Genomic DNA, 14,178 nt, shown 5'->3' with positions numbered 1-14,178 from the left:
GTTTATACGCCTTTAAATTCATTGATTTTCTCAGAAACGATAATTCTTGAAAAGGCATAGAGGTATGACTTTATAGCATCAAAAAATAGGGAATCATTTAGCTCGGGTTCTTGTTCTACCTCAATCTTATGGTTAACTACCTCTCGTATGGTATCGCTAATTTTTGAAGCATCAGCGAAAAAGTCACGTAGCTTTTCTGGGTTATAGGATTTTTCCAATCCAAAATTTTTGACAAAATCTGCCTCATGCCATAGTTCATCAAAAAAGAAATCAAAGAAACTAATTACGTTTTCTGTAATTTCATTTATAGTTGTATCCGATGCTTTGATGAAGTTTCCATACTTAAATTTTTTCCTGGCTTGTGTATCTGTTTCTCGGAACAAATCTTTATCATTACCCACGCACAAAAAGTAATTGTCAGTATCTGCGGTCGCGTTTTTACGTATATATTCCAAACCTTTTATTCCACCAATAGCTGTTGATTCTTTGGGGTTGTCCAAAATTTGTAATTCTACTCTAGGAGCTTTTTCTTTCTCAAATATTTTCTTGATAATCAACGAAACTAATGATGCTACTCCCTTAGGTTTATTTAAATCTGTTAAGCCATTCGTAATTTCTAAAAGCTTTGCGCCGTTACCACTTATTCCGATATAACTAGGGAGTTTATCTATTTCACTCATTTTTAGAACTTGAAACGAGTGATAAAAAATGGAACTATTATGCAGCAGAAAGAGTAGTTTGAATTCGCTGTCTAACATTAACTTTCTACTGAATGAATTGTAAGAGAAAAAGTAACTGATTAAATCAGTAGATAGTAGGCCCTTAGAATTTTTGATATAATCAATAATATCTGTTTTAGTAAATTCTTTCCCAAATTCTGAACGCATGATGGTTTCATATTTAGAGACGAATCCGTTATCAAATGGGTTATTTCCGCTTCGCGATTCAAATAAACTATTCCCAGCAAAACGAAAAGAGGTGGTCAATGCCGGTTGGTTATTGCGAAAGAGAATCAAGTCTGTAGTACCACCACCAATATCTAAATTCATATATACTTCTCCAGCGCCAAATGTTCTATCGTAACTATAGAAAGGAGCCCAAGATTCTGTGATGCTCATGAGCTTTTTAGTACCGCTGTATTTACCGTAATAGTTATCATATAATTTCTCCCAAATACCATTGAATACTGAGGTTTGGTTACTACCCATGCTTAAAGGTTTAAACCAAAGTACATCTGCCGCTGTAGGGTTAAAGCCCTCGCTCAAAAGTTTGTTGCGACCTAACCATATCAGTTGCTCTATAAATGCTGTTAATTTGTTCTGAGCCGCAACATTAGTGCCATCAGTAACACCCCATTTAATGTTGGAATGGGTAAAATCATAATCTCTACGCAGTTGGTTTTGACCAAATCCAAAAGGGATGTTTACGTTGGATAATAAAGAGACACTCTGGGTAATTTCCGGATTCGTATCATTGTCAATATTGATAATGGAGCGTATAGGGAATTTGAAGAAGGAATCTTTCCCCACTAGCGTAGGTAAAAATTCCGCTATCTGAGTTGCGCCATAAATAGCCTTAACATTGTCTAAATCACATGTTTTAACGCCTTCAGAATGTACTTTAGGGGCATTAAGCATTACCAAATCCGGCCGGGCTGCACTTTTTTTACCTTTGTAGGTGGATAGATGCTCAGGTGTATTTCCTGTTTTAAAGGCCACAAAACTATTGCTGGTGCCAATATCAAAGGCAATTATAGGGTTTCCATCCATTAATTGAATGGGTTCGCCCATAAGCGGAATCAAAACAGCTTTTGATGTTTCGTTTTTGTCTAAAAATTTAACAACAACTTGTACAGCATCAAAAGTGATGTCTAGTTCCGTATCTGCTATGGCTTCACCCTGCTTATTGGTTTTAATATTGGTCAACTCTAAATAATTAGAAACACAAGGGTAACTTTCTTCTTTTCTGGTTCTTGAAATTAAACTTGAAGTAACTTTGGTGTGCTGGGGTGCCGCAGTATCTTCCCTGAAAAATTGATAGGTTATCTCTTCGCCCATCATATGATAAGAAAGCACTTTATAGCGGTCATTAAAACGGGAGTCTGCAACTTTAAAGAAGGGGTAAACACCAAATGCCATTGACGATTTTAAAATAGCACCGTAATCATCGTTATCGATTGCATCTGGACTAACCAAATCGTATGTTCTTTCAAAAGTGACTACACCTCGGCCGTTGTCAGCAGCTACCGGAATATCTAACCGCACAACAATGGCACCTAGTTTTAGCTTAGTAATAGAAAGCTGTTCTCTTAAATCGGTAATGGTAAAGTAGTTGAAATACTCAGGCATAACAGGAATGAGAATGTTCTGTACATCCCCATCCGGCAACCAAAATTTAGTAGTATTGACGACATAATCTAGTTGAATCAAATGCTTGGAAAGCAAATCATTCCTGGTAATCCAAGGATATGAGATTACCGAACCCGGAAGTTTTCTTTTCTCGATGGGGGAAGAGGTGAGCAATTCTAGCTCTGGAGTGAATTTATTGCTTCCGTAATAGGTCCATCTTTTTTTGTTTAATCCCTTGGCCAATGCCAAAGGATATCGTTCCAGGTTTTTACTGGTCTGAATTATATAATCACTTTTTTTAACGGTAGTTTCTTCTTCTTGAGCATCAAACTTATCGCACATATACGGAACACTTCCCCCTAAAAAACAAACCTCATTACGGTCTAGTTCTAAATTGGCGTACCCTCTCAGAAATTCATCACCGCCATTACGCTCAATAGTTTTTATAAAGTTCTTTACTTCATAGTTTTCAATGTGCTTACGATTGATTTTAATGTAATTATAAACTTCCTTAAACGAACCGGACAAACCGCTATTAGATTCAAAAAAGGCATTGATGAATTCTTGAAATTCCTTGCCACGTTTAAATAACGGTTCGTTAGTGGTGAAAAAATAGCGATTGTTGTAGTTGCTCTTTATGGTCTTTGGCAGTTCGTCGCCGATGGTAAAAAATCCTGTATAAGGAGAAGTACCTGCAATGATAGTATTGTCGAGGTAAATTAGTGCAACTTCGTTAAAGGCATTCCCTATTCCGTTAGTTTTAAATCTACTAGCGTTGTTGTAGTTGTTGATGAATATTTTTAGGGTTTCCGCAAATGTTTTTACGCCGGGGTTATGGCTTTTCAACAATTCGTTTAACTCTTCTTTCTTCCAAATTTCGACTGCGATACGTCCTCTTAATTTCAAGGTTTCATAACTGAATAGAAGTTCAAAAACATCTAAACAGTTTGATATGTAATTGTGATAGGTGGTATTGCCAGATAAAGCCGATATATTATTATTCTCGCTCGTGTATGCTTTATTAATGAATGAAAAAGAAGTTTCAAACAAATGCATTTGGGCAAAAGGGGAAGGAATTGAAGTTACGGGCACTTCCAACTTTCCCATATTATCCGTAATGTCAGCAATTTTACCTTCGTCATACGGGTTGTTTGCAAATTGCCCCCACCCAGTTTCACTAATGGTCTGTTCTTTTATTAAACTTAACTTATGTGGCATAGCTTGTATTGTATTTTTTGATACTAAAGTGAAAAGCGTTCATCGATTATTTTAGAGATGCCTAGATTTAACATCTCACTAACCGTACGCTCTTTGTTACTGTATTGATTGGCGATAAGGTCTTTGCTTATTTTTGAAAATTCCTCATCATATTTAATCCGGTCTTTAAAGAAAAAATTGGAACTGTCTTTTGCAGGAATTGCGGTAACCAATGTGAATAGTTTTTTCTCGTCTACTATCAGTTTTGCCATTTGGGCACCACATATATCCTTATCTAAGTCTGTTTTGTTCCGAATTATGGATAAATCAAAAGGAAGAAATTTTCGGTCATGCCTATCTGCTGATAATTCATACAACCACCTAAAATAATAGCGACTCGCAAAGGATGCCATATCACCATAAAATCGCTGTTTTTCATAATTGTTCGCAAGTTTTAATTCGTTTCTCCAGGCTAGCTTATCATTCTTTAAAGCAAGAGCCATAAAGTTTGAAACGTAGATGTTATAATGATGAAAGCATAAAAAACGTTTGATATTCTCGTCGTTTCTAAGGTGCTTTAGATGTAGTGTTCCCGTATCTGTAGTAATGCCATATTCAAAAAATTTGGTGGACTGGGCAAGGTCTTCAATGGTTCCGGCATTGGGTTCGTAATCCATAAACTCAACAATAGAAGAGGCCGCTGTAAGCTCAATAAAATTGGCAGGATTCTTTTGTTCTAATCCTCCATCAAAATTTTCATAATTACTTTGCCTTGTATCACCTACATAGAACATGGCATTGACCAACTGTTTTAAGTTACGGTTGTAATAAGATAATGCCGCTTTGGTTTTGGTGATAAAAGTGCTCGAATTGATGGCGCTTTCACCACTATTGAATTTCTCAACATCGACCTGAAAATAAGGGAGTACCGATACACCACCAATAATGGCATTGTTGATAAACGATTTATTATTCATGCCGCTGGTTTCATCTCTAAAGACGTTCATAAGCAACGGAAAACCGGCGGCACCGGTACCTCCGAAAATTGAGCTAATGACGAAAATTCTATCGTTCTCTTTAAAATCTTGGGTAAATTCTTTGAATTCTGAAGATTCTACCACATTTTTTAGAACAACGTTTCCCACATTCGGATTTCCTAAAAAACCCTTTTCCAAAGGCATGTCTTTATTCCTATTGCTATAGAGAAGGTCAAATAGGCCTTTTGTTTTTCCGAACCCTTTAGAGCCTAAAGCGTTGTAATCAATCATTTCTCGAAGCGTTCCGTAGTCCGTTCCGCTAATGTTCAATTCTTTGGGCGGCATAATTTGGGTTCTAAAAAAGTGACCTTGTGACTCCTCTTCAGGTACACCATCGAATATGGCCTTATGAATATTATTGTACGTTTTTATGGTGTTTCTACACTTTTCTACATCGCCATTATTGATATCGGTATCAATAATCATAGGGATGATTTTCTCGGTATTCATTTTCATGCCCGTGGCAAGCAACATGGTCAAAGAATTAAGGACTCTTGAACCCGTACCGCCAATAGCGAATAGATATAATTTTGATTTTGACATGGTATTAAAATTTTACGGGATAGTATTTTGAAAAAATAGAAAAGCGCTTGAATACAAGGGAAAACAGAAAGTACAGCACAAAACCATAAAGGGCATTAATAATGGTAAATAGCCATATTTCATAATAGAATTCGCCAAAAACGGATAATTCGAAAACCTGAAAACCTTCTAATAGAAGTGTACTAATAAAAATGGTAATAAGGTTATATACCCCAAATAGAAACCAGCTGCCCATGCTAGAGAATCGCATACTTTTTCTTCCTAAAAGCAGGTAGAAAATAAAAAGGTAGAGCAGGGTAGAGAAGAACAGTACCATAAAACCTATGGTATATCCTTTCTGGTCCCAAATAGACCAATTGTTGAGGTCTTCAAATAAAAAGTAGAAATTTTCCATAATTAGTTGTGTTGTTTTCTTAGGAGTTTAAATTCTAATAAAGCTGGTGTATCTCGGTATGCTTTATCAAAAGCATCTGTGATAAAATGGAAGGCGAAAGTTTTGTGTTCTAAAGTTTCTGCAGGTACCTGATAATCGTCTGTTAGATGAGTTTCTTTAAACCAGGTGGACGGAGGATTCTTTAGAGAAAAGGTAATTTCTGTAGTTGCTACATCCATATCAGATAGTGTTGGTTGTAAAAAATGGGTAAAGCCATTGCCTAAACTACCTTTTAGTTCGTTTTTGGTTTTTGTCTCTAAGGCGGTTGTATTGGTTAAATGAGAGGGTAAAATTTCATAGTTCTCCACATTCATTAACAGGTTCTCATAAAAAGAAGGATGTTTTTCTAAATTTACTCCAATGGTAAATTGAACAGGACGTTTTTGCTCAACGTCCTTCATTAATACCATATTTTGAATGGGGTTAATGGCTACTTTTCCTTTTCGGGGCTCTTTTAAGATTGCAAAAGGCACATCATCCATTGAAATATTATAAGCGTATACTTTATCAGAATCTTCAAAAAGATTCTGAGATAGGAGCTCTTCCACTAATTGTTTGTCCCCTAATACCCAGATATAAAAAGGCCTATTTTTTAAGATGGTATTATAGTAAGGTCTTGCACTATGGCTGTAGCTTCCCGTATTTTTTCGGTCATAGTAATAGGTGCCATTAAAATCACTCAGGTACTTAAAAAGTGCTACTGCTGCATCTGGTTTCTTGATAAGATGGTCATATATTTTGGAGGTGACCGAAGACCCTTCTGTCATAGCTTCATCATCTCCTAAATCTAGAATACAGTCAGACACCAGAATACTAATCGAATTGGACTGCAATGAATCTATAATAGGCCCGAATATATTTTGAAGTTTTGATGACCTTCCATTTAGTAAATTCCCCTTGCGCAATTGGTCATTGAAGTGTTCTTTTGTTTGCAAGTACTTTCTTGGAGAGTCGCTTACCGTATATATTGTGGTAACGTCATCATATTTGTTATCCATGTCGGTAATCAAATAAGACACAACATCTTTTAGAGGATAATAACCAGGTTTGTTCACATTAACATAACCCTTCATACTGACGGAAGTCTCAAGAAAAAAATCGATTTTTTCTAACTTAGGTCTTACTCCAGAGGGCGGTGCATATGGGACAAAATCGAACAGATGTTTTTCAGTACAACCAAGCAAAAACAGGCTAAGTGCTACAATGCCCAATCTGACATTCTTCTTGTGTATAATATTTTTTCCTTTTTCACCTAACATTTCAATTGTTTTTCAAAATTCGTTGGTTAATTTCTGTAGACTTAAATACTTCATTTCGAGCAGAAATCAATAGTTTACCATCTTTACCATTAATGATATAGTAGCCTGGTCTGCAATGTTTAAATCGGTAGCGAAGTGCTTTCAGACCTTTTAGTAGTCCGTCTTCTTTGGCGATGTCAAACACGTAATGCGAGCAGCTTTTTTTAAAAAGGCATTTGTTTCTTTTTTTAGGAGGAATTAAAAGCCAATAGGTTTTGATAAGCCATAAGAGTAGTATGCTCATTGTTCTACTTCGTGAAGACAATCATTTGACGCGTTGTGGTATAACCTGCTCTTGCACCAAGTCCGAAACAACCATTATCAGGTTTTACAAACGTACTTACACTTTCAAGCCTTATGTATTTCCAACCTGCGTTTGCATAATGCTTAACAATCTCTTCTAATTGTTCTGCAACATGTTTAGAGGTGCCTTTGGTTTGGTCAATTGATGCCACGAAGGGGATTATTTTGTATTCCATTTTCCGTTGGTTTTGGTTCTGCATCAAACCTAAAGACAATCAACATCAATACCTTACAGATATCCGTAAAGCAAAAAAGAACGGCTTTTGAGCCGTTCTTTTTTCGCGTTTATTTACATAATGGTTAATCTTCCCAGCCACAAAGTGTTCTTTTCATTTCTTTAGCTTTTTTAAGTGTAACCTCATATACTTTAGTAGAACAATTAGAAAGGCCACGGCAAGATTTTGTGTAGTGATACTTTTTACTACCTTTTCCTTTGCAGATATAGACGTTGGTTTCAACGGTAGGTATAGTTTGAGCAAATAAAAATAGAGTGGTAATGAATGCTATGAATGTTTTCATCTTTGACTCTGATATATTTTTCTAATATTTCTGGCAGACTTCAAATTCCAATTGAAGAGAATGATATTGTCCAGACATTTTATGGCCCATTCAATTGTTTGGCCAGAATTAGGTTCCTTTTTTATTACAGAAATAGCATCGATAAATAATTCGGTAGCTTCAGATTCCTTGCCAATCATCAATAAGGCCAGCCCTTTGTTTACTAAAACTTGTCCAAGTTCATATTCTAAAATTGCTTTGTCACAGTATTCAATACATTTTTCATATTCTCCATTGTTGTAATGTGACATTGCTAAGTTTCCATACAATTCAGCTTTTTGTTGGTTTTCTGTTTTTTCGATTATCGTTCTCTCTTCAACAATCGCTACCACCTCAATATTTATGTTAAGTCCGGTGGAGGTACTAGGGTTTTTAATGCCAAGGTACCATGTCCCAGATGTGATGTCATCAATTTGAACTACGGCTTGTTTAGTGCTTTTTACAGTTCCTTCACGATAAAAGGAATATGTGCCGCCATGATTGTCAACTTTTTTGATGAACTCATCAATATTTAACTCGTCACATAAATATATATCTGCATGAGCTTCTCCTGTCGGAACGTTGATTTTAGACAAAAGTGAGGAAGTTAATGTGCTTGTGTCTGCAAGTAATGATGCTAGTTGAAGACCTAGTCCTAAGTTTTTTGTTGCACTTTGCCCTTTACTTGTTGAAAAGCTATAATACCATTCAATAGTATTTGGCGGTAAATCTACCTTGATTGAAATTCGTGAAGCTCCACTAAACGAAGCTCTAAACCCACCTTTTAAATAAACTGACCTATTTTGGATTAAGATTTTCTCAACTCTCTTTGCTTCGAATTGTTGGGCCAACCCGAATGCGAGATTTAGAATAAAAACTAAAAATGCTAATATAAATTTAGTCTTCCTCATAATAGTCTACTGTCTTTAGCAACTCGTTTTCAAATTCATAGATATCATCAATAGTTTCAATAATCTCCCTGCGTTCATTTTTAGCTTCATCAATTAGGCCAATGTATTTTGTAGTTGCATTGAGGTGTAATCGGCAAAGTGGTTTACGATTGTTGTCGTCCAAAAGAATTCCAAAATAAGATTGTGTATCACGATGTACAATGCGTTCAATAGGTATCTTTCTTCTTAGAATAGCCACTACAATACGGAAGCCTTCTAATTCTTCTTCTGTAGTTTCTATTTTGCTTACTTCTTCGGGTTCTTGAACTTCTTCCTGTTGTTGTTCAGCTTCTTTATTCAAAGCAGCATTCAAACGGTCGTTTACTTTGTCGCTAATAGTTTGAGTAAAGGCCCTGCCTACCAAATCAGTAAATTCCCCCATCACCTTTTCAGTAAGCCGGCCAGTATATACTTCGTTTGCAAATAGTTTTACAAAATGATGGGAAGGTGATTGTAACTCTTCAGCAATCACCTTTTTAATTTCCTTGGTATATTTAAGGGCGCTAGCGTTATCTACTATTTTTTCAATATCAAAGTTGGACTTATGAAACTTGGTAATCTCATTAATGGTATTTTCTTTCAGCTGGGTAATATCAAACTCCAAAAAAGGCTTTTCATCCATTTTGTTGGTGGCTTCCAAATCGGTATAAAACCGATATTCAATTCCGTTAGTCAATAAGGCAAATCGGGTTTTGGTGGTATGAAAATAACGGAACAACTGCGAGTTATGTGCATTAAGTTGTTGTTTCCAGTTTTTACATTCTATAATAATGATTGGCTGCTCGTTCTGGAAAATAGCATAGTCTACCTTTTCGCCTTTTTTAAGTCCAATGTCCGCTGTAAACTCAGGCACTACTTCGGTAGGATTAAAAGTATCATACCCTAACAGATTTATAAACGGGAGCACAAAAGCGTGCTTGGTAGACTCTTCGGTATCTATTTTGTCTTTAAGTCTACCGATTTTTTCGGCTAGGGCTTTTAGTTGTGGTTGGAGTTGCATATTATTTTTTAGTTTCCTTTTTTATGAAGATTGAAATGACAAGTATAATCGCCCATATTACATCGATGATATTCCATAGTTCTCGCCCGAGAGCAATTTTAAAAATCGGATTGATTAATATGGCCGATGCTAGCCAAATCAGAAACCAATTCTTATGTTTTTCGTAATCATGGAAGGCTAAAATTCCAAAACCTATCATTCCTAAAAACCGGACTAATTGGAAGTAACCGTAATCCCAGTCCAGTAAGCAACCAACAAATAATACGGCAAGAATTATTTTTATGAATAACAATGATTTATTCATAACTGCTTATTTCTAGATTAGAATTCTCTTATGAGAACTAGATTCAATTAGATCCATCTTTTTCACAAGTAACTGCCTCTATTGAGCTAACCCAATGACTCGCAGAAGTATCAAATCCGCATTCCGTTCTACAACCTTTTTGACCTCTGTGAACTTCTCCCGTTTCAGTATTCATGACAGTCATAATTTTTTGTTTAAGAAATTAATAACACTCCAAACCTAAACTCATTAAAAGACAATCCTTTACGCATATCTGTAAGGGATTGATTTTTCTTTTTAAAAGGAATTAGTTTACTCTACATAGCCATTTCTCTTTGCATTCGCAATACAATCGGATTTGTTTTTATATCCTTCCGCCGAAGCTCCAACTATATTTCCATTCGGAGCAGTTCTTCTCCATCTCCATTCATTTTTTTTGTCTTTGTAAAATTCCCATTTGTCCATACTATTTGTTTTAGAATTAATAATACCCAAACCTAAACCCATTAAAAGATAATCCCTTACAGAAATCTGTAAGGGATTAAAATTCTTATTATAATTATTTTTAATTGCACCTTATAGTGTACTCCTTATATGGTATATACTCTGTTCCACATACTCCACCATGATGAGAACAAGTACCTCTACCTATACTGCTGGATGTACTACCGTCACAGCAACGGGATTGTGCATAATACTTTGTTTTAGCTGTTAATTCCCTTAGATTCAAACAAGCTTCCTTATCTCCTTTTTCAGCCGCAATTCTCAAATATTTTTTTGCACTACTCTTTTTTTTCAGATTTAAATAACATTGAGCGGTTGTAGTATAAATTTTAACATCTAATGTATCATATTTGATACATTGCTTGAAAAAACTTAAGGCTTGCTTGTTCAATGATTTATTAAAATAATAATAACCAAGTTGTTTATAAGCTCTACTAGAGCTGCTGATTTCTTTTGTTAATTTCTTTAATGTGTTTATACTACGATTGGTGTCCTTTAGTTTCAGAAATTTATCACTTATCTTATAATGGATGTCCTGATAAACTAGAGTGTCATTTTTAAAATCTTGTATGGAATCAAGGAAAAAATCCAAATATTTTAAGCCCTTTTCTTTCTGACCAATTAAGAGCATTTTATCAACCAGATATAAATAAGAGGCAGTATAGTTTTGAAAATCTGACTTTTTAAATATTTGGAGTGTTCGTATTAATCTTTTATTAGCATCAACAGTATCATTTTTTTCCAGTTTCCAATCAATAATATTCTTTGCTAAAAGATATTTTAATGAATCATTTTCTACTATGGATTCACTTTTCAAAATAGATTGCTCATAAACTAAAGAGTCTTCTAATTCATAAGCGATTTTAGCTTTTAACAGATAATAATCAGAATTTAGAGAATCCTTTTTTAATGCATCATTTATAGCTGTCATTGAATTAGAAAAGTTAGCTTCATAATACAAGTCTTGAGCATTTTTATAAATCTGATTCTTTGATTCGGGTATGAAAATTGCGACAATTATAATTAGAAAGAAAATACCCAATATTGACAATAATGTGATAAGACATCCTTTAATACAACCTTTTTTTGACTTCATTTTTCTTGATAAAATCTCTTTTGTTAAACTTAATCCCATTAAAAGACAATCCCTTACAGGTTTCTGTAGGGGATTTAAATTTATTTGAATAATGAAGTTCTTAGTAAATGTTAAGTATCAGATTTTACCTTCCTTCGCGAGTTTGAATAGCAGATTTGTAGTATTCTTGGCTTCGTACTCATCATAAAGCCTGCTTATTCTTTTATCAATGGTACTTTCACTATTGGGAGTTCTATTTTCCTTTTTAAATTTGTCGGAGACTTCTTTCTTGGTAAGACCGCTAGCAAGTTCTTTCAATATTGCACGGTCAAAATCATCTAGTTCAAGAGCATTGTTTGCAGCGGTCAAATTAAGTTGTGGGGAGACATAGGTTCTGTTGTGAAATACTTCATTAATGGCATTGACCAACTCCACCATTCCGTTACGACCCTTGCACACGTATCCATTAATTTTATGTTCTTTAAAAAGGGTGTTGATGTGAATGGGATTGTTTTCCATAGAATGGACAATAATCTTTAAACCGGGCTGCAATGCTCTTGTCGCTTTAATGAGTTCGCTGCCAGAAGTTAACTTTCGGTCGACATGGTCTGCTTCAAAAAATAAATCGGTAATCAATAATTCGTAAGGTTCCTTATTTTTTAAAGCTACTTTTAAACGGGTAAATGCCTTGTCGCAATAGAACTCGTTTTGCAATTCTTCAATGGCCAATTTTTCATGCAAGGTTTCAGCGATACCTTGGTTTTCACCCTGAAAATCTTCAGCTAATACTACTTTTTTGAACATGGTGCGCTATATTACTTAGGGATTCGGATTTCGGCCCGAAAGCCCTTTCCTTCTTCTGAATCAAAAGTAATGCTTCCGCCTATGGCTTGAATACGCTTTTCTGTATTCTGAAGACCATTTTTTCTTAACAACGATTCTTCCGATGCTCCAACCCCATCATCTTCATAGTAAATAGAGAGTTCTTTCTTTTGGTCTCTGAATAAAATCACGGTTTGGTTGGCCTTACTGTGCCGTGCCATATTCATAACCAGTTCTTGCAATACCTTAAAAAGTATCGTTTTAGTTTGATGACCTACCAATGACCAATCCAGTTCTTTACCACCATCAAAAGTCATTTCGACTTCGATTGGTTTTATATATTCCAAAGTTGCTTTAAGACCTTTCCAAAAATCAGGACCCGTATCTACGGCGTTGATTTCACGGGAGAAATCCCTAATCTGATTGTAGAGAGATTCCAACTTGTCTAAAACAATTGATTTGTCCGTATCACGCTGTACCATTAACATCGCTTGATTGACTTTGCCGCCGTGGTCGTCATGTAACTTTCTCGAGAATTCTACCTCGGTTTCATGAATAGCCTCTAACTTTTCGGTTTTGACTTTTTGCTTTAATCGTTTGGTACGTTGTCTAAAACCATATAAAGAAAGCCCTAAAACCGAAGTGATAAAAAGGAGACCGCCCAAATACAAAATCTTCTGATTTCGTTGTTGACTAGCTTCCAGTTCTTTCTCGGCCTTTTCTTTCTCTAAACGTAAAATGGATTCCTGTTTCAGTCTATCGTCGTATTTGTATTTGGCAAATTGGGTTTTTACTTTGAGTTCTTGTGCATACAAACTGTCTTGTAAAAAGATGTGGCGGTTTCGTAGGTTGACATTCTTAGGTTTAAGTTTCATTAAGAACCTAAGAGCATCTTTTTCTGCCCTTGGTATTTTTAAAGTTTTAGATAGTTGAATAACCGAATCGAAATAGGAGGTCGCTATTCTAGTATTGGTTTTGCTATAGAATTCTCCTAAATGGGTATAGCTGGCTATCTTACCTCGTTTATCTTTATTTTGTTTTCTAATGGCAAGCGGTTCTAAAAAAGCTTCGACTTTTATTGGACCTCCATTTAGCCAATGAGAATAGGTCAGATTGTCTAACACTCTGGCATATTCTTTTTTATTGTTCAATAGTGTGGAATCTCTAACTATACTTTCTAGTAGCGAAATGGCTTCGTTGTATTGCCCGTTATCAACATAGGTTGCGCCTAAGTTATTTAGATATATTAACCTGTCTTTTAGAGATCTGGTTATATCGATAGCCAAAGAGAAATATTTGATGGCATCTTGATAGTTTAGTAGTTTTCTGTGGTTCGTTCCCAGTGCGTTATAACTTGAGGCAACGTACTTGTCATCTCTTCCGGCATGTAAATATTGTAAAGCTTCGGTAAGGGTTTCCTTGCTGCCAAAAAAATCATTTTGGTTCTTTTGGATTTGTGCCATGGTCAACAATCGGCGGCCTACTTGGCTACTATCCTTTTGTCGAGCGAAATACCCTTTTGAAAGATTGTAATGATAAAATGCGCTATCCGGAATTTGAGCCTGTTCATCAAAGTAGTATGCAAGTAGGTGGTGTTGTTTGCCAAGATAAGCATGGCTTTTTGAGAGGTCATTATTTTTTATCAAAAGACTACCAAAAAAAATGAGGCTGTCATATTGTTTTAAAGAAAAATGTATAAAATTTTTCTCATATAAAACTCTATTGTAGATTGAATCATTCCTAGTTAGTTTTGCCAATTGAAAGGATTTATTTATCGATTGATGCTTTTTCTCTAAAGGGCTTTCTTTATTAGTTGCCTTAGTGTAATAATATAGAATACTATCTTGA

The 14,178-nt window shown here is 35.3% G+C and carries 13 protein-coding genes; all 13 read right to left on the bottom strand.

Going from position 1 to position 14,178, the window contains the following annotated elements; translation table 11 throughout:
- Window positions 1-2 precede the first annotated feature (2 nt).
- Window positions 3-3,566, bottom strand: a complete 3,564-nt coding sequence (locus ACKWBX_RS17340; protein ID WP_413969989.1) for a hypothetical protein — start codon at window positions 3,564-3,566, stop codon at window positions 3-5.
- A gap of 23 nt (window positions 3,567-3,589) precedes the next feature.
- Window positions 3,590-5,125, bottom strand: coding sequence for an FtsZ/tubulin family protein (locus ACKWBX_RS17335; protein WP_413969988.1), 1,536 nt, complete (start codon window positions 5,123-5,125; stop codon window positions 3,590-3,592).
- Window positions 5,126-5,129: 4 nt separating this feature from the next.
- Window positions 5,130-5,519 (bottom strand): hypothetical protein, encoded by a 390-nt coding sequence (locus tag ACKWBX_RS17330; RefSeq protein WP_413969987.1) that lies wholly within the window; start codon window positions 5,517-5,519, stop codon window positions 5,130-5,132.
- A gap of 2 nt (window positions 5,520-5,521) precedes the next feature.
- Window positions 5,522-6,817: a hypothetical protein gene (locus ACKWBX_RS17325; RefSeq protein ID WP_413969986.1), complete on the bottom strand. Its 1,296-nt coding sequence runs from the start codon at window positions 6,815-6,817 to the stop codon at window positions 5,522-5,524.
- A gap of 1 nt (window position 6,818) precedes the next feature.
- Complete coding sequence (gene yidD, locus ACKWBX_RS17320) at window positions 6,819-7,100, bottom strand: membrane protein insertion efficiency factor YidD (protein ID WP_413969985.1); 282 nt, start codon at window positions 7,098-7,100, stop codon at window positions 6,819-6,821.
- Between the two features lie 4 nt (window positions 7,101-7,104).
- A complete protein-coding gene (locus ACKWBX_RS17315) occupies window positions 7,105-7,335 on the bottom strand; it encodes a hypothetical protein (RefSeq protein ID WP_413969984.1) in 231 nt (76 codons plus the stop codon).
- A gap of 339 nt (window positions 7,336-7,674) precedes the next feature.
- Window positions 7,675-8,607: a tetratricopeptide repeat protein gene (locus tag ACKWBX_RS17310; protein WP_413969983.1), complete on the bottom strand. Its 933-nt coding sequence runs from the start codon at window positions 8,605-8,607 to the stop codon at window positions 7,675-7,677.
- Window positions 8,594-9,646, bottom strand: coding sequence for a type I restriction endonuclease (locus tag ACKWBX_RS17305; protein ID WP_413969982.1), 1,053 nt, complete (start codon window positions 9,644-9,646; stop codon window positions 8,594-8,596). The genes ACKWBX_RS17310 and ACKWBX_RS17305 overlap by 14 nt, the downstream gene beginning before the upstream one ends.
- 1 nt (window position 9,647) lies before the next feature.
- Window positions 9,648-9,950 (bottom strand): DUF6804 family protein, encoded by a 303-nt coding sequence (locus ACKWBX_RS17300; RefSeq protein ID WP_413969981.1) that lies wholly within the window; start codon window positions 9,948-9,950, stop codon window positions 9,648-9,650.
- Between the two features lie 291 nt (window positions 9,951-10,241).
- Complete coding sequence (locus ACKWBX_RS17295) at window positions 10,242-10,394, bottom strand: YegP family protein (RefSeq protein WP_413969980.1); 153 nt, start codon at window positions 10,392-10,394, stop codon at window positions 10,242-10,244.
- Between the two features lie 100 nt (window positions 10,395-10,494).
- Window positions 10,495-11,529: a hypothetical protein gene (locus tag ACKWBX_RS17290; RefSeq protein WP_413969979.1), complete on the bottom strand. Its 1,035-nt coding sequence runs from the start codon at window positions 11,527-11,529 to the stop codon at window positions 10,495-10,497.
- A 117-nt stretch (window positions 11,530-11,646) separates the two neighbouring features.
- Window positions 11,647-12,312: a DNA-binding response regulator gene (locus ACKWBX_RS17285; protein WP_413969978.1), complete on the bottom strand. Its 666-nt coding sequence runs from the start codon at window positions 12,310-12,312 to the stop codon at window positions 11,647-11,649.
- Between the two features lie 11 nt (window positions 12,313-12,323).
- Window positions 12,324-14,087 carry an ATP-binding protein gene (locus ACKWBX_RS17280; RefSeq protein WP_413969977.1) on the bottom strand — a complete coding sequence of 588 codons (1,764 nt, stop codon included), beginning with the start codon at window positions 14,085-14,087 and terminating at the stop codon, window positions 12,324-12,326.
- Between the last annotated feature and the right edge of the window lie 91 nt (window positions 14,088-14,178).

This window comes from Maribacter algae (assembly GCF_047345745.1).
GTDB lineage: Bacteria > Bacteroidota > Bacteroidia > Flavobacteriales > Flavobacteriaceae > Maribacter.
Note: the sequence above shows the minus strand (reverse complement) of the source record. Positions and strands in the feature narration are given on the sequence as shown.